General features: G+C 69.0%; 21 protein-coding genes. 6 read left to right on the top strand and 15 right to left on the bottom strand.

The annotated features are described in order from the left end of the window. Positions 1–29: 29 nt before the first annotated feature. Both FBZ89_RS13310 and FBZ89_RS13305 read right to left on the bottom strand, forming a co-directional pair. Positions 30–1,091 carry an aldo/keto reductase gene (locus FBZ89_RS13310; protein ID WP_145750461.1) on the bottom strand — a complete coding sequence of 354 codons (1,062 nt, stop codon included), beginning with the start codon at positions 1,089–1,091 and terminating at the stop codon, positions 30–32. Between the two features lie 242 nt (positions 1,092–1,333). Further along, positions 1,334–2,260, bottom strand: coding sequence for a LysR family transcriptional regulator (locus FBZ89_RS13305; protein ID WP_145750460.1), 927 nt, complete (start codon positions 2,258–2,260; stop codon positions 1,334–1,336). Positions 2,261–2,349: 89 nt separating this feature from the next. On the opposite strand from FBZ89_RS13305, the gene FBZ89_RS13300 reads away from it, so the two are divergent. Beyond that, positions 2,350–2,823, top strand: a complete 474-nt coding sequence (locus FBZ89_RS13300; RefSeq protein WP_145750459.1) for an ester cyclase — start codon at positions 2,350–2,352, stop codon at positions 2,821–2,823. Next, entirely contained in the window at positions 2,820–3,743 is a 924-nt protein-coding gene (locus FBZ89_RS13295) for an NADP-dependent oxidoreductase (protein WP_145750458.1), read from the top strand. The genes FBZ89_RS13300 and FBZ89_RS13295 overlap by 4 nt, the downstream gene beginning before the upstream one ends. 67 nt (positions 3,744–3,810) lie before the next feature. Here FBZ89_RS13295 and FBZ89_RS13290 read toward each other — a convergent pair whose 3' ends face one another. Then, entirely contained in the window at positions 3,811–5,622 is a 1,812-nt protein-coding gene (locus FBZ89_RS13290; RefSeq protein ID WP_246172177.1) for a PHA/PHB synthase family protein, read from the bottom strand. A gap of 172 nt (positions 5,623–5,794) precedes the next feature. On the opposite strand from FBZ89_RS13290, the gene FBZ89_RS13285 reads away from it, so the two are divergent. Then, positions 5,795–7,036 (top strand): site-2 protease family protein, encoded by a 1,242-nt coding sequence (locus FBZ89_RS13285; protein ID WP_186457344.1) that lies wholly within the window; start codon positions 5,795–5,797, stop codon positions 7,034–7,036. Next, the gene (locus tag FBZ89_RS13280) at positions 7,029–7,385 is read left to right on the top strand and encodes a hypothetical protein (protein ID WP_145750454.1); all 357 of its coding nucleotides are present in this window, start codon (positions 7,029–7,031) and stop codon (positions 7,383–7,385) included. Before FBZ89_RS13285 ends, FBZ89_RS13280 begins: the two co-directional genes overlap by 8 nt. Positions 7,386–7,486: 101 nt before the next feature. On the opposite strand, the gene phbB is transcribed toward FBZ89_RS13280, so the two are convergent. After that, positions 7,487–8,212 carry an acetoacetyl-CoA reductase gene (gene phbB, locus FBZ89_RS13275; protein ID WP_145750452.1) on the bottom strand — a complete coding sequence of 242 codons (726 nt, stop codon included), beginning with the start codon at positions 8,210–8,212 and terminating at the stop codon, positions 7,487–7,489. A 191-nt stretch (positions 8,213–8,403) separates the two neighbouring features. On the opposite strand from phbB, the gene FBZ89_RS13270 reads away from it, so the two are divergent. Further along, the gene (locus FBZ89_RS13270) at positions 8,404–9,387 is read left to right on the top strand and encodes a zinc-dependent alcohol dehydrogenase family protein (protein ID WP_145750451.1); all 984 of its coding nucleotides are present in this window, start codon (positions 8,404–8,406) and stop codon (positions 9,385–9,387) included. A 3-nt stretch (positions 9,388–9,390) separates the two neighbouring features. Here FBZ89_RS13270 and FBZ89_RS13265 read toward each other — a convergent pair whose 3' ends face one another. The 10 genes from FBZ89_RS13265 to FBZ89_RS13220 form a co-directional block, all read right to left on the bottom strand. Continuing rightward, a complete protein-coding gene (locus FBZ89_RS13265; RefSeq protein WP_145750449.1) occupies positions 9,391–10,518 on the bottom strand; it encodes an ABC transporter permease in 1,128 nt (375 codons plus the stop codon). Positions 10,519–10,523: 5 nt separating this feature from the next. Beyond that, positions 10,524–13,238, bottom strand: coding sequence for a ribosome-associated ATPase/putative transporter RbbA (rbbA, locus tag FBZ89_RS13260; RefSeq protein WP_145750448.1), 2,715 nt, complete (start codon positions 13,236–13,238; stop codon positions 10,524–10,526). Next, positions 13,235–14,230 (bottom strand): HlyD family secretion protein, encoded by a 996-nt coding sequence (locus FBZ89_RS13255; protein WP_145750447.1) that lies wholly within the window; start codon positions 14,228–14,230, stop codon positions 13,235–13,237. Before FBZ89_RS13255 ends, rbbA begins: the two co-directional genes overlap by 4 nt. 15 nt (positions 14,231–14,245) lie before the next feature. Further along, positions 14,246–15,847: an MBL fold metallo-hydrolase gene (locus tag FBZ89_RS13250; protein ID WP_246172176.1), complete on the bottom strand. Its 1,602-nt coding sequence runs from the start codon at positions 15,845–15,847 to the stop codon at positions 14,246–14,248. Between the two features lie 20 nt (positions 15,848–15,867). Next, on the bottom strand, positions 15,868–16,707 hold the full coding sequence (locus FBZ89_RS13245) for an LOG family protein (protein WP_145750443.1): 840 nt from the start codon (positions 16,705–16,707) through the stop codon (positions 15,868–15,870). A 146-nt stretch (positions 16,708–16,853) separates the two neighbouring features. Then, positions 16,854–17,891, bottom strand: a complete 1,038-nt coding sequence (locus FBZ89_RS13240) for a zinc-dependent alcohol dehydrogenase family protein (protein ID WP_145750442.1) — start codon at positions 17,889–17,891, stop codon at positions 16,854–16,856. Between the two features lie 68 nt (positions 17,892–17,959). Next, the gene (locus FBZ89_RS13235) at positions 17,960–18,793 is read right to left on the bottom strand and encodes a universal stress protein (RefSeq protein ID WP_145750441.1); all 834 of its coding nucleotides are present in this window, start codon (positions 18,791–18,793) and stop codon (positions 17,960–17,962) included. 116 nt (positions 18,794–18,909) lie between these two features. After that, positions 18,910–19,530 carry a hypothetical protein gene (locus FBZ89_RS13230; RefSeq protein WP_186457343.1) on the bottom strand — a complete coding sequence of 207 codons (621 nt, stop codon included), beginning with the start codon at positions 19,528–19,530 and terminating at the stop codon, positions 18,910–18,912. A gap of 190 nt (positions 19,531–19,720) precedes the next feature. Beyond that, positions 19,721–23,191, bottom strand: coding sequence for a glycosyl hydrolase 2 galactose-binding domain-containing protein (locus tag FBZ89_RS13225; protein WP_211115216.1), 3,471 nt, complete (start codon positions 23,189–23,191; stop codon positions 19,721–19,723). 217 nt (positions 23,192–23,408) lie between these two features. Beyond that, positions 23,409–24,053, bottom strand: coding sequence for a TetR/AcrR family transcriptional regulator (locus tag FBZ89_RS13220; RefSeq protein WP_246172175.1), 645 nt, complete (start codon positions 24,051–24,053; stop codon positions 23,409–23,411). A gap of 73 nt (positions 24,054–24,126) precedes the next feature. Between FBZ89_RS13220 and FBZ89_RS13215 the strand changes: the two genes are divergently transcribed. Next, the gene (locus tag FBZ89_RS13215; RefSeq protein ID WP_145750440.1) at positions 24,127–25,158 is read left to right on the top strand and encodes an aldo/keto reductase; all 1,032 of its coding nucleotides are present in this window, start codon (positions 24,127–24,129) and stop codon (positions 25,156–25,158) included. 77 nt (positions 25,159–25,235) lie between these two features. On the opposite strand, the gene FBZ89_RS13210 is transcribed toward FBZ89_RS13215, so the two are convergent. After that, positions 25,236–26,660, bottom strand: coding sequence for an amidase (locus FBZ89_RS13210; RefSeq protein WP_145750439.1), 1,425 nt, complete (start codon positions 26,658–26,660; stop codon positions 25,236–25,238). Between the last annotated feature and the right edge of the window lie 27 nt (positions 26,661–26,687).

The raw sequence follows: 26,687 nt of genomic DNA, 5'->3' as shown, positions 1-26,687 counted from the left end.
CGCCGGCTCCGGTGCCTCCCGCGCATTGATCACGACGTCTGGGATATCTTGTCGGCCCACAGGTCGACAGGCCCCATCCGGTCGGAACCCTGGGTGGCGAGCATCCAGCCGGGGTATTCCGGCGGCAACTCGCTGACGGCGTCGAGCGCCGCGATTTCGTCGTCGCTCAGCACGATGCCGGTCGCGGCGATATTGTCCTGCAACTGGCTGAGCCGCTTGGCGCCGACGATGACCGAGGTCACGACCGGCTTGGCCAGCAGCCACGCCAGCGCGATGCGGGCCGGGCTGCAGCCGTGCGCCGCCGCGATGGGTTTCAGCGCGTCGATGACAGTCCAGGCCCGTTCCTTGTCGACGATGGGGAAGTCGAACGACGAGCGCCGCGACCCCTCCGGCGACTGGTTCTCGCGGCTGAACTTGCCGGACAGCAGGCCGCCGGCCAGCGGGCTCCACACCAGCAGGCCCATCTTCTCCGCCTCCAGCAGCGGCTTGAGTTCACGCTCCAGGTCACGCCCGGCGATCGAGTAATAGGCCTGCAGCGTGTTGAACCGCTCGAGGTTGAGGCGCGCGGAAATGCCGAGCGCCGTCGCGATCCGCCACGCCTGCCAGTTGGACACGCCCAGGTAACGGACCTTGCCCTGCCGGACCAAATCATCGAGCGCGCGCAGCGTCTCCTCCACCGGTGTCAAGGTGTCGGTGGCGTGGATTTGATACAGGTCGATGTGATCGGTCTGGAGGCGGCGCAGGCTGGCCTCGACGGCGTCCATGATGTGGCCGCGCGACGCGCCGACGTCATTCCGACCCTGGCCCATCCGGCTGTAGACCTTCGTCGCCAGCACGACCTCATTCCGGGGAATCCCCAGATTCTTGAACGACTGGCCCAGCGTGCGCTCGCTGGCGCCGGCCGAATAGACATCCGCCGTGTCGAAGAAGTTGATGCCGGCGTCGATGCTGGCCTTGACCAGATCATCGGCGTCCGACTGGCCGACGTTGCCGATATGCTCGTAGACGCCGGTCCCGTCGCTGAACGTCATGGTCCCGAGGCACAGCTGTGAGACCAGAAGGCCGGTATTCCCCAATGTCTTGTATTTCATCTTTCTCTCCTGAAGATGCGACGGCGCGTGCGGGGCCGAAGGGGCGCGGCGCCGTGTCGGTTGGTGGTGGTGCCGTGTTGATCAGCCTCGCGGCGGCTGCGGCGCCTTGACGGGGCGCGAGAGAACCGGGGGCGGGCGTCATCTATGTCGTGACGCCAGCTTGGCCCTGCCGATTTCGGAAAGAAATACAAGAAAATGGCAGTCCGAATTCCAAATTTGGAAAATGCGGCTGGCTTCGATGATCAGCCCTGCGCGGGCTGGACCACATATAGGCTCGACAGCGTCTCGCGAAGCCAGCGCTGGACGGGGTGAGCGTCGTTCCTGCGGTGCCAGGACATGGCGAACGACACGGTGCCCAGCGTGACCGGCGGCGGCAGGATCAGCAAATCGTCACGCGCGGCAGACGCGTTGACCGCGCCTTCCATGAGGGTGGCGATGAGGTCGGAGCGGGCCACCAGGGGAGGGGCCGCGTACATCTGCGGCAGCGACAAGGCGATGCGGCGGCGGAGGCCCATCGCCGCCAGCGCGGCGTCGACCTGGCCGAACCGTTCCCCTTCCGGCGAGACGAGAAGGTGGGACAGGCTGAGGAATGTCGGCAGGTCCAGCGCCCCCGAGGCGGCCGGATGGCCACGCCGCACGATGCAGACGAAGCGTTCCTCAAACAGCGGCTGGCTGAGGATGCGGCCGCCCACCGGCTGGCGGGGCGGGACGCTGATCGTCAGGTCGGCGTCGCCGGCGTCCAGGATGGCGACGGCATCGTCCCGGTGGGTGAAGGCGTTGATGCGCAGCGTCACATTGGGCGCCCGTTCCCGCAGGGCTTCGGTCAGCCGCGGCAGCAGCACCAGGGCCGGATGGTCGGACAGCGCCAGCGTGAACGCCTGCGACGACGTGGCGGGGTTGAAGCGCTGGGTGAACTCCAGTGTCCGGCTGATCTCGGCCAGCGCCCGGCCCAGGGGTTCCGCCAGGTCGCTGGCGCGCTGGGTGGGTTGCAGCCCCGACGGGCTGCGGACGAACAACTCATCCTCGAACAGCGCGCGCAACCGCGCCAGCGCGGCGCTCATCGCCGGCTGGGTGCGCCCTATCCGCTTGCCCGCCCGCGTGACGCTCCGCTCCGCCATCAGCGCGTCGAAGGCGACGAGCAGGTTGAGATCGATGCCGTGTAAATCCATACCATGGATGTTTCCACATACAGACTATCGATTTCAAGAATGTTGTTCGCCTCCCTAATTTTAGGGGGCGTCAACAAGGAGACAACCCCATGTCGCAAGACCCTATCGTCACATCGAACGGGCTCGCCGAGCGGGATCGCATTGCGATCGAAACGCTCTACCGCGCCTTTTCCGACCATGATCCCGACCTTCTCGACGGGGCGCTGGCCCCGGACTGGCAGGACATTCCCCTCGCGCCCGGCCAGGCCGCCGGCCGCGAGGGCATGAAGCCGCTGGTCCACGCCTTCAGCGCCGCCTTCCCCGACGTGCGCATCACCATCCACGAGCTGATCGGCGCGCCGGGCCGGGCGGCCGTGCGCGCTGAGATCACGGGCACCCATCAGGGTGAATGGTTCGGCGTGGCGCCGACCGGCGTCCGTTTCACCATCCCGATCCACGAGTTCCATTATGTGCGGGATGGGCGCGTCACCCATACCTGGCACCTGGAGGACTGGTTCGGCTGGCTGCATCAGGTGGGCGCCTTGGGCACCGGGGAGAAGCGCGCCGGGGAGAAGGCGGAATGAAGGCGTTTCGTATCCACGGCTACGCGGCGGATCCGGTCATCGATACCGTCGATATGCCCCGGCCCGGTGCCGGCGAGGTGCTGGTGCGCGTCGCGGCCGCCAGCCTGAACCCGCTCGATGTGAAGCTGCAGCGCGGCTATATGGAGGCCTTCTTCCCGTTGGCCTTCCCCTACACGCTGGGAAGCGACCTGAGCGGCACCATCGAGGCCTTGGGCGATGGCGTGTCGGGCTGGAGCGCCGGTGACCGGGTCGTGGCGCGAACGGCGCCGACCAGCGGCGGCGCGCTGGCGGAGTTCGCGGTGGTTCCGGCCGACCAGCTGGTGCGCCTGGCCGACACCGTCAGCTTCGAGCGGGCCGCCGGCGCCCCGACGGCCGCCGGCACGGCCTGGCAAGCGCTGTTCGAGGTCGCCGGGCTGGGTGCCGGGCGGACGGTGCTTATCCACGCTGGCGCGGGCGGGGTCGGCAGCTTCGCCATCCAGTTCGCCCGCCAGGCCGGCGCGCGGGTGGTGGCGACCGCTTCCGGCAACGGTATCGCCATCGCGGAACGCTTAGGCGCCGATCTCGTGATCGACTACCGCAACCAGGATTTCACCAAGCGCGTTTCCGACGTGGACGTGGTCCTGGACACCATCGGCGGCGAGACGCAGGCCCGATCCTATGAGCTGCTGCGCGCCGGCGGTTTCCTGGCCTCCATCGCCGCCCCGCCGGACGGGGCCTTCGCGAAGGCGCACGGCGTGGAGGCGGCGTTCGTCTTCCACAGGTCGGATGCCGCCCGGTTGGCGGCCGTCATGGACAAGGTCGCCGCCGGGGTCGAGGTTTTGATCGACCGGACGGTGCCTGGCCGCGATGCCGTGACGGCGTTCCACCATCAGGCGTCCGGCCGCGCGCGTGGCAAGATCGTCCTGACCAACGGATGGTGAGGGTCGGACGAGGTCCGGCCCAGGGAATCCTCCGGGCGCCACCCGGCGTCCGGAGGGTTTCGGTTCCTTACGTCTGGCGCACGTACTCACCGGGTGCTGGACATAGCGTTGTTGATGGTCGCGGCGGCGCCACCTGGGCCGCCTTTCCCGTGTCGCGCAACCACGCCTCCCATGCCGGCCACCAGGAGCCGCCGTGGCTGGGTGCCGAGGCCGCCCAGGTGTCGGGATCGATGTACCGCTGATCCGGCTGGCGGGTGAGGATCTGATAGCCGCCGCGCTCCGCCGCCGGCGGGTTGACGATGCCCACGTTGTGCCCGCCGGATACCAGGGTGAAGGTGACGGCGGTGTCGCTGAACAGGTTGACCTTGTAGACCGAACGCCAGGGGGCGACATGGTCGCGCGCGGTGCCCAGGGCGAAGATCGGCACCTTGATGTCGCGCAGCGCGACCACCCGCCCGTCCACGGCGAAGCGGCCGGCGGACAGGCGGTTTTCCAGGAACAGGCCGCGCAGGTATTCGCCGTGCATGCGCGCCGGCATGCGTGTGGCGTCGGCGTTCCAGGCCATCAGATCGGTCATGGGCTCGCGATCGCCCAGCAGATAGTCGCGGATGAAGCGCGACCAGATCAGGTCGTTGGGGCGCAGCAACTGGAAGGCGCCGGACATCTGGCCGCCGCTGAGATAGCCCTGCGTCCACATCAGGTCCTCCAGCAGGCTGACCTGGCGCTCATCCAGGAACAGCATCAGTTCGCCGGCCTCGGCGAAATCGGTCTGGGCCGCCAGCAGGGACAGGCTGGCCAGCCTGTCGTCCCCGTCGCGGGCCATGGTGGCGGCGGCGATGGACAGGATGGTGCCGCCCAGGCAATAGCCGCAGGCGTGGATCCGCTGACCCGGGACGGCGGCGGTGACCGCGTCCAGGGCCGCCATGACCCCCAGGCGGCGGTAATCATCCAGGCTCAAATCCCGGTCGCCGGCATCGGGGTTCTTCCAGGACACCATGAAGACGGTATGGCCGCGCCCAACCAGCCAGCGCACCAGCGAATTCTCCGGCCGCAGGTCCAGGATGTAGTACTTCATGATCCAGGCGGGGACGATCAGCATCGGCTCCGCATGGACGGTGGGCGTGGCCGGCGCGTATTGGATGACCTCCATCAGCCGGTTGCGGTAGATGACCGAACCCGGCGTCAACGCCACGTCGCGTCCCACCTGGAACTCCTCCGCGCCGGCCGGCGGCGCACCCTTCATCAGGCGGCCGGCGTCCTCCAGCCAGTTCAGCCAGCCGCGCGCCAGGTTGGCACCCCCTTCCTGCAGCGTGCGGCCCATGATGACCGGGTTCAGCCAGGGCAGGTTGGTGGGCGACAGGATGTCGGCCCACTGGCTGAAGAGGAAAGCCAGTTCGTCCTCATGCCGGCGCGCCACGCCGGGCACGCGATGGGCGGCGTCCAGCAACAGTTTTTCCCCCAGCAGATAGGCTTGGGCCACGGCCACATGGGGCCATTGCCGCCAGACGGGGTCGGCGAAGCGATGGTCACCGGGTTGCGGATCGACCAGGAGTGCGGCATCGCCCGCGACGGACGCTTGCCCCAGCCACACGGCGAATTGCCCGGCGGCGTCCGCTGCCGCCAGTGCCCAGCCCAGACGCCGCCCGGGGCTGGCCGACAGGTGCAAGGCCCAGTCCGTCCATGCCTCCAGCAGCACCGATGGCGAGAGTCCCTGCGTCATCCGCGCCGCCGTGGCGCGCAGGGCGCGGTCGAGGGCGCGAAAATCCGGATCGGCATCGGCGGCGGGCGGGGGTGGGGGCGTCGGGACCGTCGTCATCGGCCGGATCGATGCCGGACGGCGGGCCGGGGCAGGGCGCGGGGCGGGGACGGCGGCGGTCATGGGGTGCCTCCTATCGCCGGTCCGCGGCATGGGGCCGGCCGGCCTCATCATGGCAGCCGTGGTGGCGGCGGCCTTGATGCATCGCAAGGCGCCCGCGTCGGCATGGGCGCATAGTGCCGTCATGGCCCGCGAGGGGGCCTTCCCCATCGGCGGGCCGGGAAGGGGAGGAGTCATGGCCTCAGCTCGGCTCACACTGCCGCGGGTGCTCGGCATTCCCATTTTCGTGGACCTGTCCTGGTTCTTCGTGGCCGCCTTGATCGGGTGGTCGCTGGCGGCGGGGGTGTTCCCCGCGCTGCTTCCCGGCATGCCGCGCCCGGTCTATCTGTGGATGGCGGTGGCGGGGACGCTGGGCCTGTTCGTCTGCATCCTGCTGCATGAACTGGCGCACAGCGTGGTGGCGCGCGCGTTCGGCATGCGAATCAACGGCATCACCCTGTTCGTCTTCGGCGGCGTGGCCGAAATCGCGGACGAGCCCGATAAGGCGTCGCACGAGTTCCTGGTGGCGATCGCGGGCCCCGCCGCCAGCGGCGTCATCGCTCTCGCCTGCTGGGCGGTGTCGCAGCCGTTTCCCCTTCTGGGCGGCTGGCCGGCGGCCGCCGCGACCCTCGCCTATCTGGGCCAGCTCAACGCCTATCTGGCGCTGTTCAACCTGGTGCCCGCCTTCCCGCTGGACGGCGGCCGGGTGCTGCGGGCGGCGCTGTGGCGGCTGCGGGGCGACTATGCCTGGGCCACCCAGGTCGCGGCGGCCTGCGGTGACCTGTTCGGCCTGTTCCTCATCGCGCTGGGCTTCTGGAACACCGCGACCGGCGATGTCATGGGCGGCTTGTGGGGGGTGGTCATCGGCATGTTCCTTCGGAACGCCGCCGCGAGCGGCTACCGGGACATGCAGGTGCGCACGGTCCTGGGCGGGATGCGCGTGGCCGATGTCATGACGCCGGATCCCATTTTCGTCAGTCCGCAGGCCGTCGTCGGTGATTTCCTCACCCGCTATGTCTACCGCTATCACCACCGCAGCTTTCCGGTGGTCTGGGATGGCCGCGTCATGGGCGTCGTCGGCATCCCGCAAGTGGCCACCCTGGCGCCCGACGAATGGTCCGCGACCCCGGTCCGCGACATCATGGTGCCGTGCGGGGAGCCGGACTTCATCGCCGCCGACGCCAGCGTGGTCGATGCCTTCCGCCGGCTGGGCGAGGCCGGGCGGCATCGGCTATGGGTCCTGGACCACGGCCGCCTGGTCGGCGTCATCGCCGCCAGGGACCTGATGGTCTTGGCCTCGCTGGCCACTGATCTGCCGGCCTTGGCCCGGCGCGGCGGTACCGCACCATCCGGTCCGGGCGCGTCAAGTCCGCCGCATCTCACAGGGCCTGGTCCGCTGGACATCCACACTCAAAGAGACGGAGGTCATCATGCCTGACGCTAAGCAACCCTTCAGTCCGGCCGAGGATCTGGCGAAAGGGGTCATGGAAGAGATGTTCGCCGGCAACGTCGCCTGGCTGGAAGACATCCACAACGTCTATGGACGCTGGACCCAGGGCATGCTGGGCACCGTCCAGGAGATGGTGCGGCTTTGGGAAGGCCGCTTCCACGAGGACTGCGAGGCGTGCAAGGCCCTGTCGGCATGCCATACACCGCTGGATCTGCAGCGCTTCGGCCAGGCTTTCGCGGTCAAGGCCAGCCGGGATTACGCCGAAGGCGTCGGGCGGCTGCTGCATGTGACGGTGGAGGCGCTGGGGCCCCCCGCCGCCCCCGGCCCGCGCGGCTGAAAGCCGCCCCAGGCCCACGCGGCTGAAAGCCGCCCCAGGCCCACGCGGCTGAAAAGCGACGGGGCGGCCCCCGGCCGCCCCGTCCGACCGCTTGCCGGCCCTCACTGCATATACTTGCCGCCGTTCACAGACAGGGTCTCGCCGGTGATGAAGCCGGTGTCGTCGGCGGCCAGGAAGGCCACGGCGCGGGCGATCTCCTCCGGCTGGGCCAGCCGCTTGGCCGGGATGCCGTTGACGATGGTCTGCAGGATGTCGGCAGGCACCGCCTCGACCATGGCGGTCTTGGTGTAGCCCGGGGCCACGGCGTTGACGGTGATGTTGCGCGACGCCCCCTCCAGCGCCAGCGCCTTGGTGAAACCGATCAGGCCGGCCTTGGCGGCGGCGTAATTGGTCTGCCCGGCCTGGCCCGACAGGGCGTTGACCGAACTGATGTTGATGATGCGGCCATAACGGCGCTCGCGCATGCTTTCGATGACGGCGCGGCACATGTTGAAGCAGCCGCCCAGGTCGACATCGATCACGGCCCGCCATTGCTCTGGCGTCATCTTGTGCAGCATGGCGTCGCGGGTGATGCCGGCGTTGTTGACCAGGATGTCGATGGGGCCGTGCGCCGCGGTGACCCCCGCCACGCCGTCGGCGCAGGCGGCATAGTCGGCGACATCCCAGAAGACCGTCGGCAGGCCCGTCGCCTGCTGAAAGGTCGCTGCCATCGCCTCGTCCGCGGGCGCGCAGGTGGCCACCACGGTGTGGCCGGCGGCCTTCAAGGCGAGACAGACGGCGGCCCCTATGCCGGTGACCCCGCCTGTGACCAAAGCGACGCGTACCATCAGAACCTCCATCCCATGTGTGTCGGTTGCTGGCCTACGGGACCATGTGAAGGCTCGGGCCTCCTTGTGATGCGTCAAGACAGCGGCGATTCCGGTCCGGATTGCGGCCGATCAATGCGGGGATGCGGAAACGGCGTCCACTAGGGAGGCCGGGGAGCCGTCCAGACGGAGGGCCAGACAGGAGGAACGTCATGCGTGCCATGGTCTGGGACGGGACGGGGGCGCTGAAGGAACGGGATTTGCCCGATCCGGAACCGGGGCCAGGCGAAGTCCGCCTCGTCGTCCGGGCCTGCGGCATCTGCCGCACCGACCTTCACCTGATTGACGGCGACCTGCCGCCGGGCGGCCTGCCCCGCGTTCCAGGCCATGAGATCGTAGGCGTCATCGACCGGCTGGGTCCGGGGGTCGTCGATCTCAGCCTGGGCCAGCGCGTGGGCGTGGGCTGGCTGGCGCACAGTTGCCGGCGCTGCCCTTATTGCCTGGCGGGTCATGAGAACCTCTGCGACCGGCCCGCCTTCACCGGCTATACCCGCGATGGCGGCTTCGCCACGCTGGCCGTGGCGGAGGCGCGCTACGTCTATCCTTTGGACGGCATCGACCTGGCCGACACCGTGGTGGCCCCGCTGCTGTGCGCCGGTCTCATCGGCTGGCGCTCGCTGGTGATGGCCGGCCCGCATCGCAAGCTGGGCCTTTATGGCTTTGGCGCTGCCGGGCACATCATCCTTCAGGCCGCCCGCTGGCAGGGTGCGGAGGTGTTCGTCTTCACCCGGCCCGGCGACCTGGCCGCGCAGGAGTTCGCCCTCACCCTGGGCGCTGCCTGGGCCGGCTCGTCGGAGGAGCCGCCGCCCGAGCCCCTGGATGCGGCTATCCTCTACGCCCCGGTGGGTGCGCTGGTGCCGGCGGCGCTGGCGGCTGTGCGCAAGGGCGGGCGGGTGGTCTGCGCCGGCATCCACATGAGCGACATCCCCGCCTTTCCCTATACCCTGCTGTGGGGGGAACGCCAGCTGGTCTCGGTCGCCAATCTGACGCGGGCCGACGCGCTGGATTTCCTGCGCGTGGTGCCCCTGGCGGGCATCCGGCCGGAGGTGACGTCCTATCCCTTGTCCCAGGCCAACCGGGCGATCCAGGACCTGCGGGCCGGGCAGGTGCGCGGGGCTGCGGTCCTGGTGCCTTGACGGTCAGCGCACCGCCGCCAGGTGACGGCGGAAGCGCCACAGGCTGAGGCAGAAGAACAGCGCGCCCATACCGGCGACGGCGGCGAAATGGCGCCAGACCAGGGTGATGTCCGCCCCCCGGTAAAGGATGGCCTGGGCGAAGGCCACGAACTGGGTGGCGGGGGAGAACTGCATGATCCGCTGCAGCCAAACGGGCATGCTCTCCAGCGGCGTGTTGCCGCCCGACAGCAGGTTCAGGGGCAGGACGATCAGGATGAACAGCAGGCCCAGCTGCGGCATGGACCGCGCCACCGTGGCCAGGAAGATGCCCAGGGCGGTGGTGAAGAACAGGTAGACGGCGGTGCCGGCCAGGAACAGGGGCAGGGACCCGGCAAGGTGGATGCCCAGCGCCCACCGAATGATCAGCGCCAGGGAAAGCGCCGTCATGCCCAGCACCACCAGGCCGTTGGCCAACACCTTGGCGCCCATGATCTCCAGCGGGCGCACGGGCATGACCAGCAGATGCTCCAGCGTGCCGTGCTCCCGCTCGCGGATGACGGCCGCGCCGGTCAGCAGGACCGACAGCATGGTGACGTTGAACAGGATGGCCATCAAGCCGGTGAAGCGCGTCGTTTCCAGCGTCTGGTTGAAGGCGAAGCGCAGCTGGGCGCTGACTGCGTCGGGGACGGTGGTGGTCTTGTCCCGCGCCAGGAAGCGTGTGACCTCATCGCTCAGCACCGATTGGATCTGCGCGGCGCCGATGCCGGCCTGCATCATGGCGGTGGCGTCCACCAGGATCTGCAGCTCCGCCCCGCGGCCGGCCAGCAGGTCGGCTTGGAAGTCCGGCGGCACGTCCAGCACGAAGGTGTAGCGCGCGTCGGCCATGGCGCGGTCGACCTCGCCTTTGCCGATGAGGGCGGGGGCCTGGAAGTCCGGCGCGCGGAAGGCGGAGCGGAGCCGCAGCGCCAGGGGCGACTGGTCCTCATCCACGATGGCGATGGAGGCGTTGCGCAGCTCGTGGCTGATGCCCGTGGCCTGCAGGTAGATCATGCCGGTGAAGGCGTAGAGCACGAAGAACAGCATGAAGCGGTCGCGCAACAGACCGGCCAGTTCCTTGCGTGCCAGGGTCAGCAGATTGCGGAAGGCGGCCATGGGGCTCACGCCTCCTGCTTGCGCAGCAGCACGGCCGCCGTCAGCACCAGGACAGGGAAGAAGGCCAGCAGCGACAGGATGAAGGGTGTCAGCTCCGCCAGCGACAGCCCCTTGGTGAAGGCGCCCACCACCGTCTTCACGAAGTAGGTGGTGGGGAAGATGGCGCCCAGCAGATGGGGCATGCCCGACAGGGTTGAGACGGGCTGCATCATGCCGGAGAACTGGATGGCCGGCAGCATGGTGGCGATGGCTGTGCCGAAGACGGCGGCGGTCTGTGTGCTGACGAAGCAGGACACCAGCAGGCCCAGCGCGGTGGTGGCCATGACGTAGGCCAGCGCCCCCAGACTGAGGCCCAAGAGGCTGCCCTTCAGGGGCACGTGGAAGATGACCAGCGCCATCACCACCATGATGGTGTAGTTGAAGAAGGCGATGGCGATGTAGGGCAGCTGCTTGCCCAGCAGGAATTCCAGCCGCGACACCGGCGTCACGTACAGGTTGGTGATGGACCCCAGCTCCTTCTCCCGCACCACGCCCAGGGCGGTCAGGATGGACGGGATGAAGACCAGCAGCAGGCCGATGACGGAGGGCACCATGGCGTCGGCGGACCGGAAGGCCTGGTTGTAGCGGAAACGCGGAATGAGGTTCAATCCGGGCGGGTCCTCGACACCAGCCTCCGCCGCCAGATCCTGCCGCAGCCGGATGAACAGGCCGGCGACATAGCCCTGGATGGTTTCCGCCCGGAAGGGCATGGCGCCGTCGATGCGGACGGCGATCTCCGCCGGCGTGCCCTTCTTCACGTCGCGGCCGAAGTCGGGCGGGATATCGACCACCAGGGCGACGTCATTGGCCTGCAGGCGCCTCAAAGCCTGGGCCGCGTCGGCGGCGGGTGGTGTTCCCTCGAAGTAGCGGGAACTGGAGAATGCCTCCACCACCGTGCGCGACAGGGGGCTGTGGTCGCGGTCCAAGATGGTATAGCGCAGGTTCTCGACATCGAAGTTGATGCCGAAGCCGAAGACCACCATCAGCAACAGCGTGCCCAGCAGGGCGACGGTCAGGCGAACCGGGTCGCGGCGCAGTTCCAACCCCTCGCGCAGAGCATAGGCCGACAGCCGCCGCAGGGAAAAGGCGCCGGCGTCCGCCATCGCGGTCGGCGTGGGCGATGCCGCCGCCGGCGCGGGTGCCGGCGCCTCATCCGGGGCGCTCTCCCGCATGTAGGCGACGAAGGCGTCGTCCAGGCTGGCGGCGTCCTTGGCCCGGCGCAGGTCGTCCGGCGCGCCCACCGCCAGCACGCGGCCGGCCTGCATGAAGGCGACGCGGTCGCAGCGCGCGGCCTCGTTCATGTAATGGGTGGAGACGAAGATGGTGACCCCCTGGTCGCGCGACAGGGTGGTCAGCTGCCGCCAGAAGGCGTCGCGGGCCACCGGGTCTACGCCCGAGGTGGGTTCGTCCAGAATCAGGACTTCGGGCTTGTGCAGCACGGACACGGCCAGCGACAGGCGCTGGCGCACGCCCAGCGGCAAGCTGTCCGCCAGGGCGGGCAGGTAGGGGGCGAGGCCGAAATCGGCCACCACCTCGGCGATGCGCGCCTGCGCCGCGCCGCCCGTGAGCCCGAACAACGTGGCGTGCAGATCCAGGTTCTGCGCCACCGACAGGTCGCCGTAGAGCGAGAAGGACTGGGCCATGTAGCCCACCCGCCGGCGGGTGGCGAGGTCGCCGGGATCGACCGGCTGGCCGAACAGCAGGGGCGTGCCGGCGCTGGCCGGCAGCAGGCCGGTCAGCATCTTCATGGTGGTGGTCTTCCCGCAGCCGTTGGAGCCCAGGAAGCCGAAGATCTCCCCCTTGGGAATGGCGAAGCTGACCCGGTTCACGGCGACGAAATCGCCGAAGCGGCAGGTCAGCTCCCGCGCCTCGATGGCGATGGGCCGGCCAGGTGGCAGGGGGGTGGTGGCCGCGGTTTCGTCCGGCCCCCGCCGGTCCGCCGGCAGCAGGGCGACGAAGGCCGCTTCCAGGGTGGCCGTGCCGGTGCGGCTCATGAGCTCGACCGGCGTGCCGTCGGCCAGGATGCGGCCGCCATCCATCATCACCGCCCTGTCGAAGCGCTGGGCCTCATCCATGTAGGAGGTGGCGACCAGCAGGGTCATGCCCGGCCGCTCCGCCCGTATGCCGTCGATCAGGTCCCAGAACTGCCGGCGGGACAACGGGTCGACGCCGGTGGTCGGCTCATCCAGGATCAGCAGGTCGGGATCATGGATCAGGGCGCAGCACAGCCCCAGCTTCTGGCGCATGCCGCCCGACAGCTTGCCCGCCGGCCGGTCGGGAAAGGGGGCGAGGCCGGTGGCGGCCAGCAGATGGCCGATGCGGCGGCCGCGCTCCCCCGGGCCCTGCCCGAACAGCTTGCCGAAGAACTCCAGGTTTTCCCGCACCGACAGGTCGGGATAGAGGTTGCGGCCCAGCCCCTGGGGCATGAAGGCGACGCGGGGCTGCAGGCGCCGGCGGTCCCGCCCGCGCGCCATGTCCCCGCCCAAGACCTCCAAGCCGCCCCGCTGCAGCCGCTTGGCGCCGGCGATCAGGCCCAGCAGGGTGGACTTGCCCACGCCATCCGGGCCGATCAGGGCCAGGGTACCGCCGGCCGGCACCGCCAGGGTCACTGCATCCAGCGCCGGGATGCGGCCATAATGGTGGCTGATGCCCGTGGCGCGGACGGCGGGGGGCGGTGTCATTGCGCTGCCGTGGTGGTCAGGCGTGACTGCAGCCAGGCGGGCCAGGCGGCCTTGGTATCCAGGCGGACATAGGCCGTGCCGCTGACACCCGTCTTCACCTGCTCGATATGGCTGGTCACCAGGGCCTGCGGTACCCGAGCCTTCAGGCGGAACATCATGCGGTCGCGCTCCGCCCGGGTTTCCACCTGCTTGGGCGTGAACTGGGCCTTCGGCGCCACGAAGCTGACCGACGCGGGAATGGCCAGGCCGGGCAGGGCATCCAGCAGCAGGCGCACGTCGGCGCCCAGCGCCACGCGGTTGGCATAGTCGGTGGGCAGGAAGAAGGTCATGTAGACGTCGGACAGGTCCAGCAGGGTGGCGACCTTGCCGCCGGCGCCCAGCATCTCCCCCGGTTGCGCCAGCTTGTACAGGATGCGGCCGGTCACCGGTGCCTTGAGGATGCCGTCGTCCGCCAGGTCGCGCAGCCGGTCGGCATCGGCCTCCGCCGCGCGGATGGCCTCCTCGGCGGCGCTCAGTCCGCTCTTGGCCGATCGCAGGGCGGCCGAGGCGCTTTTCAGCTGATTGCGGTTGGTGTCCACCCGCTGCTGCGAGACGTTGCCTCGGGTAAACAATTCGTTGGCCCGGTTCATCTCCTTGGTGGCGAACTCCAGGTCGCTTTGCCGCTGCACCACCAGGCTGGCCGCCTGGTCACGGCTTTTCTGCGCCTGTGCCAGGGCGGCGGTGGCGGCGCGGTATTGGGCCTGGACATCGCGCACGTCCAGCCGGGCCAGTACGGTGCCGGCTTGCACCAGCTGCCCCTCCTCGAACTCTATGGTCAGGACGCGGGCCGCGTACTTGGCGGCGATATCCACCTCCTGCGCCTCGATGCGGCCGTCGGCGGAGACGAAGCCCGCCGGCAGCACGTTGCCGCGCGTGCGCAGCCACAGCAGGTAGCCGCCGCCGGCGGCGCCGGCCAGCAGGATCAACACCAGCAGGAACTTGAGGAAACGCATGGGACCGGTGCTCCTTCAGGGGTTGGCCGGGGGCGCCGGGTTGGGGGCCTGGGGGTTCAACAGCGCGGCGATACGGTCCAGCAGGGCCAGGCGCTGCGTGTCGCCGTCGGCATGGCGCAGCGTTTCCGCCAAGTCCAGGATCGTGGCGGCATAGACATTGTGCCAATCCTGCTCGGGCACGGCGGCCAGGCGCGGCTGGTCGGCCGGCTTCCGCTCCGCGTGGCCGGGCCGCAGGACGATGGTCTCATCCAGTTCAGGCTGATGGACCGGGACCGACAGGTCCCGGGTGGCCAGCGCGTCCGCCAACGCCTGCCGCGGCGTGGTCTCTCCGTGCATCAGGGCGATGCCATTGCGGATGGGGCCGCGCGCCGCCAGCCACGCCAGCAAGGCCGCCTGGTCGGCGTGGCCGGAGTAGCTGTCCAGGGTGCGGATGCGGGCGTGCACCTCCACCTCTTCGCCGTGGATGCGGACGTGGCTGGCCCCCTGGGTCAGGATGCGGCCCAGCGTGCCCGGCGCCTGATAGCCGACGAACAGGACCGTGGCGTTGCGTTGCCACAAATGATTCTTCAGGTGATGGCGGATGCGGCCCGCGTCGCACATGCCGCTGGCCGCCATGATGATGGCGCCGCCGCCCAGACGGTTCAGGCGCTTGCTGTTCTCCACCGCCGTGATGGGGTGGAAATAGGGCCGGTCGAAGGGATTGGCCACGGCGGCGTGATTGATGTCCGGCAGGTGCTGGCGGAAGACTTCCGTCACGTTCACCGCCAGCGGGCTGTCCAGGAAGATGTCCGTGTGCGGCAGGGCCCCGTCGTCCATCAGCCGGGCCAGGTCGTACAGCAGCTCCTGAGTCCGCTCCACCGCGAACACGGGGATCAGCAGCACGCCGCCCGCCTTCAGCGCCGCTGCCACTTCCTCGCCCAATTGGCGCCGCCGTTCCTCATTGTCCACGGGCGGGCGCAGCGTGCCGCCGCAGGTCGATTCACAAAACACCCAGTCCACGCCCGACGGGCCTTCGGGCAGGCCGTGGAAGGGCTTGTCGCCCGGCCCCAGGTCGCCCGAGAACAGCAGTGTCTGTTCCCCGCCATCGCCCGCCACCTTGACCTCAACCGAAGCCGAGCCCAGCAGGTGCCCCGCATCCCAGAAGCGGATCCGCACGCCGGGCATGACGTCGATCCAGATGCCGTATTCGCCCGCTTCCAACTGGTCCAGGCAGGCCTCCGCGTCCTTGCGGGTGTAGATGGGCTGCACCTCCGCCCGGCCGCGCTGGCGGTTGCGGTGGTTCAGGTGCTGAACCTCGCTTTCCTGGATGAAGCCGCTGTCGGGCAACATGAAGGACAACAAGTCCCGCGTGCCCCCGGTGCAGTGGATGCGCCCTTTGAATCCCTGGCGGCACAGCTTGGGCACAAGGCCGCTGTGATCGATGTGGGCGTGGGTCAGCACCAGCGCCGCCGGCTCGCGGGGGTCGAAGGGGAAGTCGCGGTAGTTCAGCTCCTTGACCGTCTTGGGACCCTGGAACAGGCCGCAATCGATCAGCAGCGCCCCGCCATCGTGGCGGATCAGGGTGCAGGACCCGGTAACGGTGCCGGCGGCACCGTGGAAGGTGACGGTGGGGATCATGGAAACAGGCCTTTGAATGGTCAGGCTCCGGAAGGCGGCGCGGCGGGGGCCGTCGGCACCTTAAGGCCATGGGCCAGCAGGGCGCGCCACACGCCCACGGCGTCGTCGGCGAAGCTGAACAGTTCCAAATCGGCCGGGGAGATCATGCCGGTCTTGGCCAGCACGTCGAAATTCACCACCCGTTTCCAGTAGGCCCTGTCCACCAGCACGACGGGAATGGCGGGGGACTTGCCCGCCTGGCGCAGGGTCAGGATCTCGAACATCTCGTCCAGGGTGCCAAACCCGCCGGGGAAGATGACCAGACCCGCCGCCCGCATGGCGAAGTGCAGCTTGCGCATGGCGAAGTAATGGAACTGGAAGGTCAGTTCCGGCGTGGTGTAGGGGTTGGGCTCCTGCTCATGCGGCAGGGCGATGTTGAAGCCGATGCTGGGCGCGCCCGCCTCCCACGCGCCGCGGTTGACCGCCGCCATCAGGCCGCCGCCGCCGCCGGTGGCGATGACGTTGTCGCGATAGCCGCCGGGAATGCCGTCCAGCGCCCCGCCCCGTTGGGAGGCCAGCCGGCCGAAGGCCACGGCCTCGCCATACCACCGGTGGGCGTTGGGGAATTCCGCGACGCGCGCCACCTCCGCCGCCGTTGCCGGCGGCCCATCCGGATCGCGAACCCGCGCGCTGCCGAAGGCGACCAGGGTGGAGCGCACGCCCCAGTCCCGCAGCCGCTCCTCGGCCTTTTCATATTCCAGCATCAGGCGGGCGCCCCGCATGCTGTCGCTCAGCAGGAAACTCTGATCCAGCGCCGGCAGGCGATAGGCGGGGGACGCCAGTTGCGCCCGGTTGTCGGGCCTCGAAGCATCGCGCGACATGATGGGAAGCGTCCTTGTCACGATCGCCGGGTGGGCTGCCGGACTCCGTCCGGCAGCCCACCCGTTCATGACCCAACCATTCACCATCCCGGCTGTTGGCAAAATGATCCACCTCAATCTCCGGTCGCGTCGCGGCGGGCGTGGGATCAAGGGCTGATGATCACCTTCAGGGCATGGCTGTCGGCGGCGTGGCCGAAGGTGTCGTAGGCGGACAGGATGCCGTCCAGCGTGAACCGGTGGGTGATCAGCAGCGACGGGTCCAGCTTCCGCGACTGCACGGTCTTCAGCAGCATGGGCGTGCTGACGGTATCCACCAGCCGCGTGGTGATGGCGATGTTCTGTGCCCACAGCCGGTCCAGGTGCAGATCGGCCTTGTGTCCATGCACGCCCACGTTGGCGATGACCCCGCCGGGCGCCACCAGATCCTGGCACAGCTCGAACGTGGCCGGGATGCCTACCGCCTCGATCACCGTGTCGGCGCCCATGCCGCCGGTCCAGGCCCTGACCGCCTCCGGCACGTTGGTTTGCGCGCTGTTCAGGGTGCGGGTGGCGCCGAAACGGCGCGCGATCTCCAGCCGATTGTCGTCGATGTCGATCATGATGATCTCGGCCGGGGAATAGAACTGGGCCGTCAGCAACGCGGCCAGGCCGATGGGGCCCGAGCCGACGATGGCTACAGTGGCGCCCGGCGCCACCTTGCCGTTCAGCACCCCGCATTCGAATCCGGTGGGCAGGATGTCGCTCAGCATGGCCAGCGCCTCCTCATCCGCCCCGTCGGGGATGGGATAGAGGCTGGTGGCGGCGTGGGGAATGCGCACATATTCCGCCTGGGTACCGTCGATGACGTTGCCCAGGATCCAGCCGCCGGTGCGGCAGTGGGAATACATGCCGCGTCGGCAGTAGTCGCAGGTGCCGCAGGCGGTGATGCAGGAAATCAGCACGCGGTCGCCCGGCCTGAACGTCGTGACCCCGGGCCCCACCGCATCGATCACGCCCACCCCCTCGTGGCCCAGGATGCGGCCGGGCGCGCAGGTGGGCACGTCACCCTTCAGGATATGCAGGTCGGTGCCGCAGATGGTCGTCTTGGTGATGCGGACGATGGCGTCGCCGGGGTCCTTGATCTCCGGCTTGGGCCGCTGCTCCAGTGCCTTGCGGCCGGGGCCTTGGTAGACAAGCGCCTTCATGACGGTTTTCCCCTATCTCAGGTTAGTGACGTCTCAGGTTGATGAGTCCGGTCAGCGGGGCGCCAGCGTCAGTGGGCCAGCAGCGCCGGGACCGGGGTCTTGGTCAGGATGTCCCGGGTCACGCCGCCCAGCGCCCATTCCCGCAGGCGGGAATGGCCATAGGCTCCCGCCACGATCAGGCCGGCATCCGAAAGCTCGGCCTCGTTGAACAGCCCCGCGGCGATGTTGTCCCACTTCCCCAGCCGCCGGATCTCGGCGGCAACGCCGTGCCGTTCCAGATAGCGGGCCAGATTGCGGTCGCCCGGCGCGTCCTTGGACCCGCCGTTGTCGATCGTGGCGATGATCACCTGGCTGGCGCGGCGCAGGAAAGGCATGGCCTGGGCCACGGCGTTGGCCGCCTCGCGGCTATCCTTCCACGCGACCAGAACGGTGTCGAACGGCCGCAGGCGCAACGGATCCTCTTCCGGGATGACGAACACGCCGCAGCCCGATCCGAACAGCGCCGCCTCCACCACATCGCTGGCGCGGTTGGGTTCGGCGATGCGGTAGGGGGTGCGGACCACCAGCAGATCCGCCGTACGGGCGTGGGTGGCGACCAGCCCCTGGACATTCGCCGCCCGGCAGTCGATGCGATGCAGATCGTGGGGGCCGGCCAGTTTCGCCAGGCGTTCTTCCAGCGCGTGTTCCACCAGCCGGCACTGGGCCTTGGCGTCGTCCAGATGCTGGGACAACAGGCTGCGGCTGACCGCGTAATGCGATATGCTTTCCGGCGGCTCGGGCAGGATGTTGATGTACAGGCCCTGGACATGGGCCTGATGCATGATCGCCAGATGGTCGGCATGCAGGATGCGGCTTTCGTCGTCGCCGCCGCCATCCAGGTGAACCAGAATTTCCTTGATCATCGCGCCGGCCCTCCTTCGGTGAAGCGGCCTGTCCATGGGGGCATGGAGGCGGTCGCCAGCTCTGGAACACAGCTTGCCGCAGACGGGCTGGCGGGACCTTGACCTGGCTCAACGGGTCACGGGAAGAAGGCGTGATCCCGAAGCATCCGGACCCCCGGGTCCCGTCCAGCTTGGCGGTCACACACCGACATCGCCCCTTGCCCTAATGGGCGATCGGGATTGTCCGCCTCCTTGCTGTCGGTCCAGGCGACAAGGACGGTGTCCCGGGGCCGCAGCCGGGCCGGTTCTTCCTCCGGCACCACGAACACGGCGCGGCCGGATCCGAACAGGGCGGCCTCCACGAATTCCGGCGCCCGGCCCGGCAGGGCGAAGCCGGGCTGGTAGGGTGTGCGCACCACCGTCAGATCGGCTGTGCGCGCCTGGCTGGCCACGACGCGGTCGATGCCGTCGATCAGGACATCGAACCGGCGAAGATCATAAGGAACACTCAGCTTGTCGAGCCGGAGACGAAGGGCCTGCTCCGTCCTGTCCGTCTGGGCCTTGAGCACGCTCATCTGCTCGGATGCCGCGCCGCGGCTGACGGCGTATTGCGGCAGCGTGAGAACGATCTCGGGCAGGGATTCGCAGTAAAGCCCCCGGATGTGGGCCCTGTGCGCGGTCGCCAGATGCTCGGCATGCAGCAACCGGTATTCGTCGTCCGAACTTCCGTCCAGATGGACCAGGATTTCCGTGATCATGACACCCGCCCTCGTCACAGGGGAGCGGCCTGTCCGTGCCGTGGCACGATGCCGGGTCGCCAGCTCGGGTCGCAGTGTGCCATGTGAGGCCGCCGCCGCATTGACCCAGGTCAGGGGCGCACGCGCCGGAAGGGATACGCACAATAGGCGCCGTCCCCATTCCCAATGGAATGGGGACGGCCCACAGGTTTCAGGGCACGGTGACGGTCGCCGTGGCCGGCTGGGTGTTCCAGCCGCGCAAGGCCACCCTGGGCTGCCCCTGGGCCAGGGCGGCCGGGTAGGCGATGGTGATCTCGCGCCGGTCGCCCGGCAGGAGAGAGACGTAATTGTCGCTGGCATAGGCCGGCAGCAGGCGGTTGCCGTCGGCGTTCTGCAGGGTCAGCTTGTTCATCAGGGACGCGGCGGTGCCGGTGTTGGTCAGGGTCACATGCACCTTGACCTCGTCGCCCGCCCGCTCCGTGCGCGTGGCCAGGGTCACGGGCTGCGGCGCCAGGTCGTTCAGGCGACGTGTGGCGGCCTCGTCGGCCACCCGCCAATAGACGTTCTGCGACAGCGTGCCACCGGCGTCCGACAGCTCCAGCTCCACCAAAACCAGGCCGTTGGCCTGGATGGCGGCGGCCAGGTCCAGTTTGCGCGCAGGGGTGGCGGCGTCGGCGGGGGCATCGACCTTCTGGGTCTGGTCGCTGATGACCTGGCCGGCCACGGTCAGGACGCGGGCGCGGATGGTCAGGCCCTTTTTGGCCTCGCGGGTGTTGTTGACCACGCTGATCCCGTCGTCCGGCGCGTTCAGCTGCACGTGCAGGGGCTCCGCCGCCTTCTGCACGCCGTAGAAGGCGCCGTGGGTGTCGTAGTCGTGGCTCATGATCTGCCAGTTGGTGCTGGGCCAGGCCGGCTGGGTCATCCACAGCAGGCGGCCGCTGTTCACCGTCCACAGGCCGGCGTTCATGCCCTCGAAGATGGCCCGGTGGCTTTCATAGTTCATCAGCTGGGCCTTGCGCTCGAAGTCGGCCAGGCTGGTGGCCGCCCCCAGCTTGCGGTCCATGGCGGCCATGAAGCCGTGGGTGTCGCCGTTCCCCGTCTGGTGCCAGTCGTGATAGGCCCAATTGTCGCTGACCGGCCAGCGGTCGGCCGCCGGCACGGCGGCCTCGAACGCCTCCAGCGTGGGAAAGGACGGTGTGCCCACCTCCACCGCGAAGCCGCGGGACAGCTTGGTGAAGTACTGTGACGGGTCGCGGTAGTCGTAGGGGCCGCTGTCCTGCAGGTTCACGCGGTTGGAACTGCCGCTGTAGTAGCGGGTGCCGTCCAGGGTGGCGACCAGGCTTTCCAGCCCCTCGTTCAGCACCGGTTGCGGCACGCCCTCGTTACGGCCGAACCACAGCACGATGGAGGGGTGGTTGCGATAGCGGCGGATGACATCGGCGGCGTTGTCCAGGAACAGGGGCACGTCCTGGGCTTCGATGTTGTAGTCCTGGGTGCTTTCCCAGAAGTCGTTCAGCACCATCAGGCCGTATTCGTCGGCCAGGTCGAAGAACACGTCCTCGGTGTTCTGGCCCACCCAGTTGCGGATGATGTTGACGTGGGCCTCGCGGTGCAGGCGGAAGAAGGGCTCCAGCCGGTCGCGCGATACACGCTTGCGCCAGTCGTCGGTGCCCCAGCTGCCGCCGCGCGCCGGCACGCGCACGCCGTTGACCTTCAGGATCAGGTAGGGGGCCAGGCTGCTGTCCTCCAGCGGCGTCACCGCCGGCGACTTCTCAGCCCCCGGCAGCAGGGAAGAAACCCAGCCGCCGGCGATCTTGTGGATGCCGGTATGGCTGCCGTCCACTACGCGCTCCCCGCGTTGGAAGGCGGCGGTGGGGTCCACCTCCACCCGGCGCAGATGGCCGCCGCTGTCCATCAGCGACAGCTCATAGCTGACCTCGCGGATGCCGAAGCGGGTGTGCTTCTCATCCGACTTTATACTCCCCTGGGCCCCACCGGCGGCGGCCGTCAGGGTCAGGTTGTGCAGGGCGGGATCGCCCAGGCCGTTGGGCCACCACAGCTTCGGGTTCTTGACGCTCAACTGCGGGAACTCGGCGGGCGTGAGGGTGACGCTGCCCGCACCCGGCGGCAGGGTCACGGTCTTGGCGACGGTCACGTCGTCGAAGGCGGCGCGGATCTCGGCCTGCACCGGCTGGCCGGTCAGGTTCTCCACCGGCACGGTGATGGTGATGTCCGCCTTGGACGTGTCGGGCAGGGGCAGCTTGGTCACCACCTGGCTGTCGCCGATGCGTACCGCGCCGGAGGCGGTCAGGGTCACGTCCTGCCACAGGCCGGTGTTGCGGTCGCGGACGGCGGGGATCCAGTCCCAGCCCTCGCTGGCGATGAAGGTGGGGCCGTCCAGCGCCTGCATGCCGCCGTTCTCGCCCACGCCGGCGGTGATCGATTGCTCATGCGGCAGGCCGGGATGGGGCGGCGGGGTGATCTTGACCGCCAGCACGTTCTTCTGGCCCGGGCGCAGAGGACCGGTGACGTCGAACTGCCCTCGGATGAAGGCGCCGCGCACGCCGCCCAGCCGTTCACCGTTCAGCCACACCTCGGCGGCGTAGTTGATGCCCTTGAAGGTCAGCAGCGGGTGGCGGCCCTGCAGGTCGGCGGGGGCGTCGAATTCCGTGCGGTACCAATAGTCCTGCCTGTTCAGGCTTTCCGGGATGGCCAGGTTGTCCAGGCCGTAATCCGGGTCGGGGTAGACGCCGCGGTCGATCAGGGTGGTCAGCACCGTGCCGGGCACGGTCGCCGCATACCAGGACGCGGTGTCGAACCCCGGCTGGGAGATGCGGGCGCCGTCGCCCTGCACCTTGGGTGCCTCCGCCAGGCGCCAGCCGCCCACGGTCCAATTGCTATCGCTTCCCGGGGGACCATCGGCCTTCAACGCCGGGCCGGTGGGAAGGGGTTTCGCCACGGGCTTGGAAAAGGCGGCGCCGGACTTGGGCAGGGTCCACGGGGCCTGCGGCGTCACCTGGCCCATCATCTGCCTGACCTGCACCGGCCAAGTGGGACTGGCGGCTTCGAAATTGATCAGGTCGGTGGTGGGCTTGCCCTGGGCGGCGGCTTTGACCTCCGCCGCGCCCAGCGCTTGGGGGGCGATGGTGAAACCGGCGATGCGGCCGGCGAAGGCGCCGCCCAGGCGCGGCGCCAGGCCCACCACCGGGGTGACGGTGATCTGGACGGGGATGCCGTGTGCCACCTCGGCGCCATCCAGGTACAGGTGGGCGGTCTTGCCGTCGGAGCTGGCCAAGGCATGGTGCCAGGTGCCGGCCTTTACGGCGCCACCGCCGCTGATGGTATCGGCGGCCCCGGAGCGCAAGGCCAGGCGGCCGTCCTTCAGCGCCAGGTAGCGGCCCTGGGCCGGGTCGCCCACGCCGGCCAGCAGCACGGTGCCGGTACCGATTTCATCGGCCTGGAACCAGGTGGACAGGGTCCAGGGGCCGTCGGCGGGCAGGGTGATGCCGCTCAAGGGCTTGGTCAGGCCGTCGCCGCCGGCCAGGAAGGCGGCGTTGTAAGGGCCGGAATTGACAGCGCTGTCAGACGCAATTGCCCTCAATGGCATGGCCCAGGCGGTGGACACCATCAGCGAGGCCCACAGCAGGCGCCGGACGGCATTAGTTTTATCAATCCCGTGCATCAAAGATACCCTCCCTCGCCGGCCCGGTAGGGCCACCTGTTATTCTTCGGGCCGGTTGCGATCCCAGTACAGGCTATCGATAAACCAGCGGTGGCAATTTAATAAAACAAATTGGTTAAATAAAAAAGAGAAAGAAAGTGGGGCCATGGCGTTTATGCTTGTCAGTATCGCCACCGCGTCTTGCTGGAGGAACGGCCGGGCGGCTACCTGAGGCGGATCAGCCGCCCGGGGAGGGGCCGGCGCCGTAGCGCAGGCCGTCCAGCAGCAGATCCACCATGCGCCGCCCATGCTCCGGCCCCAGCTCCTGCGACGGGGCGGCCAGCACGGCGACGGCCCGCAGAAGATCAGTGGCGGCGAAGCCGGCGCGGACCACGCCCGCCGCCGCCGCCGCGTCCAGCAGGGACTGCAGCGCCGGCACCAGGCGCTTCTGGAAATAGCTGGGCAGGATCTCATAGGCAGGGTCGCCGGAATGCAGCGCGGCGGCCAGCCCGCGCTTGGCGGCGATGAAATCCAGGTAACGGCGCATCCAGCGGCTCAGCGCCTCCCCCGGGGCATGGGCCGCCGCCAGGGCGGGGGCGGCGTCGGCGCAGGCGTCCACCTCTTGCCGGAAGACGGCGATGATCAGGTCCGACCGCTGGGGGAAGTGGCGGTAGACGGTGCCGATGCCCACGCCGGCCTTTTCCGCGATTTCCCGCACCGGGGCGTCGACGCCGGACGTGGCGAATACCGCCATGGCCGCCCGCAGCAGGGCGTCCAGGTTGCGCTGCGCGTCCGCCCGCACCCGCCGCCGCTGGCCGTCATCCTCAGGACGGATCTCTCCCGCCGTGTCGTCCACCATATCCTCGCTTGAAAAACGGAACATTGTTCCGTATATGTGACCGGAACGCCGTTCCGTTTGTATAACACCCATCGACGTAAGAGAGAAGGAGAGGGCGATGCAGTATCGCACCCTGGGCCGCACCGGCATGAAGGTCAGCCCCTATTGCCTGGGCGCCATGATGTTCGGCGCCGTGGCCAACCCCGACCATGACGAGGCCATCCGCATCATCCACAAGGCGCTGGATGCCGGGATCAACTTCATCGACACGGCGGACTTCTACAGCCAGGGCGAGTCCGAGGAGATCGTGGGCAAGGCCCTGAAGGGCCGGCGCGACCGTGTGGTGCTGACCACCAAGGCGCATCTGCCCATGGGTGAGGATCCTAACCAGCAGGGCAATTCCCGCCGCTGGATCACCCGCGCGCTGGAGGATTCGCTGCGCCGGCTGGGGACGGACCACGTCGACCTCTACCTCATCCACCGGCCCGCCCCCGACACGGATATCGAGGAGACGCTGTCCGTCCTGACCGACCTGATGCGCGCGGGCAAGGTGCGGGCCATCGGCACCTCCACCTTCCCGGCATCGGACATCGTGGAGGCGCAATGGGTGGCGGAGCGGCGGGGCCTGGCCCGTTTCCGCGCCGAACAGCCGCCCTATTCCATCCTGAATCGCGGCATCGAGCGTGAGGTTTTGCCGGTGTGCGAGCGGTACGGCATGGGCGCCATGGTGTGGAGCCCGCTGGCCATGGGCATGCTGACCGGCCGCTACCGCAAGGGCCAGGCCATGCCCGACAGCCTGCGTGCCCGCCGTTTCCCCAAGCAGATGGGCGATGAACGCCGGCTGGACGCGGTGGAGCAGTTGATGGGCGTGGCGGAGGCGGCGGGCCTGTCCCTGACCCACCTGGCCATGGCCTTCGCCATCGCGCACCGGGGCGTGACCGCCGCCATCCTGGGGCCGCGCACCCAGGCGCAGTTCGACGACCTGCTGGCCGGGGCCGAGGTGTCGCTGTCGGACGAGATCCTGGACCGCATCGACGCCATCGTGCCGCCCGGCACCGACCTGGGCGCACTGGCCGCCATGTATGACCCGCCGGCCATCCAAAAGGCGGACCTGCGCCGCCGGCCGGCCAGCGAGCGCGCGGCGGCCTAAGCGAAACGGCGGCGTCCTCGGGATCGCCGCGACATCTCCGCCGGTTGGGGCGTTGATGCCGCGGCGTCCGGTGATGGTCAGATCTTCGGATGCAGGCCGCGCACCGGGCTCACCCCCTCCAGCAATCCGGCCAAGTGCAGGATGGTCGATTCCGCCATCCAGCTGGACACCAGCTGCACACTGATGGGCAGGCCGTCCCGGCTGGTGCCGAAGCGCAGGGACAGGCCGGGCAAGCCGGTCACGTTCAGCGGTGAGGTGGCGGCCATGACGTTCATGGCACTCACCGTCTGGCCGTTGATCGTGACCTCCGTGACGCCGTGCCCGTGGGCCGGCAGGGGCAGTACGGGGCACAACAGGGCGTCATAACGGCTGAAATAGTCGGCGAAGCCGTCCTTCAACCGCTCCGCCGCCTGTTCCGCCTCGATAAAGTCCGCCATGGACGTCTCTGGCGCCGCCAGCATGGCTTGGGCGATGTGGAACAGGTTCTCCGGTGGCTGGCCGGCGGTGGCCTCTACGAAGGCCGGCTTCATCTCCATGATGTGCAGGCGCAGGAACACGTCCAGGGCGAAGTCGCGTTCCAGTGCCGGAATGCGCACCGGCTCCACGACGCAGCCGACACCCTTCAGCGCCTCGGCCGCCGCTTGCACGGTCGTTGCCACATCCATGTCGATGGGCCCGAAGCCCGGTTCCACCAGCCAGCCCACCCGCAGTGGCCGCGTGGGCGCTTGGCCGACACCGGCATCAATGGGGGCCGTGCCGCCAGCGCCCATCATGCTTGAGAAGGCGTCGGCGCCATCCGCGCCGGCCAGCAGCGCATAGGCCAGGGCGATGTCGCGGACGCTGCGGGCCATGGGGCCCACGTGCCAGAAGCGGCGCGGCGCCCGGGGCCAGATGCCGGTCATGGGCACGCGGCCGTGGGTGGCCTTCAGGCCGATGATGCCGGTCTGCGCCGCCGGCCCCCGGACGGAAATGGCGAGGTCGGTGCCCAGGCCCAGGGGCGACATGCCGGCGGCGATGGCGGCGGACTCGCCGCCGCTGGACCCGCCGGGGGTGCGATCCAGGTTCCAGGGGTTGTTGGACCGGCCGGTCAGCAGGTTGTCGGATTCGATCGAGTACGAAAACTCCGGCAGGTTGGTCTTGGCCAGCAGGATGCCACCGGCAGCCTTCAGCCGCGCGACGCTGACGGCGTCGGTGTCCGGCATGCGTCCCTTGAAGATGGGGGAACCGCGCTGGGTCGCGACGCCGGCGGTATCGATGGAATCCTTGGCGGTGAAGGGCACGCCGTGCAGGGGCCCCACGTCCTCCCCCTTCAGGAGGGCCGCCTCCGCCGCCTTGGCGGCGGTCAACGCGCCGTCGGCCACGGTGACGATGGCGTTGACCTTGGGGTTCACGGCGGCGATGCGGTCCAGGTGCGCCTGCACCACCTCGCCCGGTGAAACCTCACGGGCACGGATCAGCCGGGCCAGCGTGGTGGCATCGGAAAAAAGGATGTCGGTGGTCATGTCGGTGCATCCTACCTAACGTTTGGT

It is taken from the genome of Nitrospirillum amazonense (assembly GCF_007828045.1).
Taxonomy (GTDB): domain Bacteria; phylum Pseudomonadota; class Alphaproteobacteria; order Azospirillales; family Azospirillaceae; genus Nitrospirillum; species Nitrospirillum amazonense_C.
This window is presented reverse-complemented; position numbering and strand designations above follow the sequence as displayed.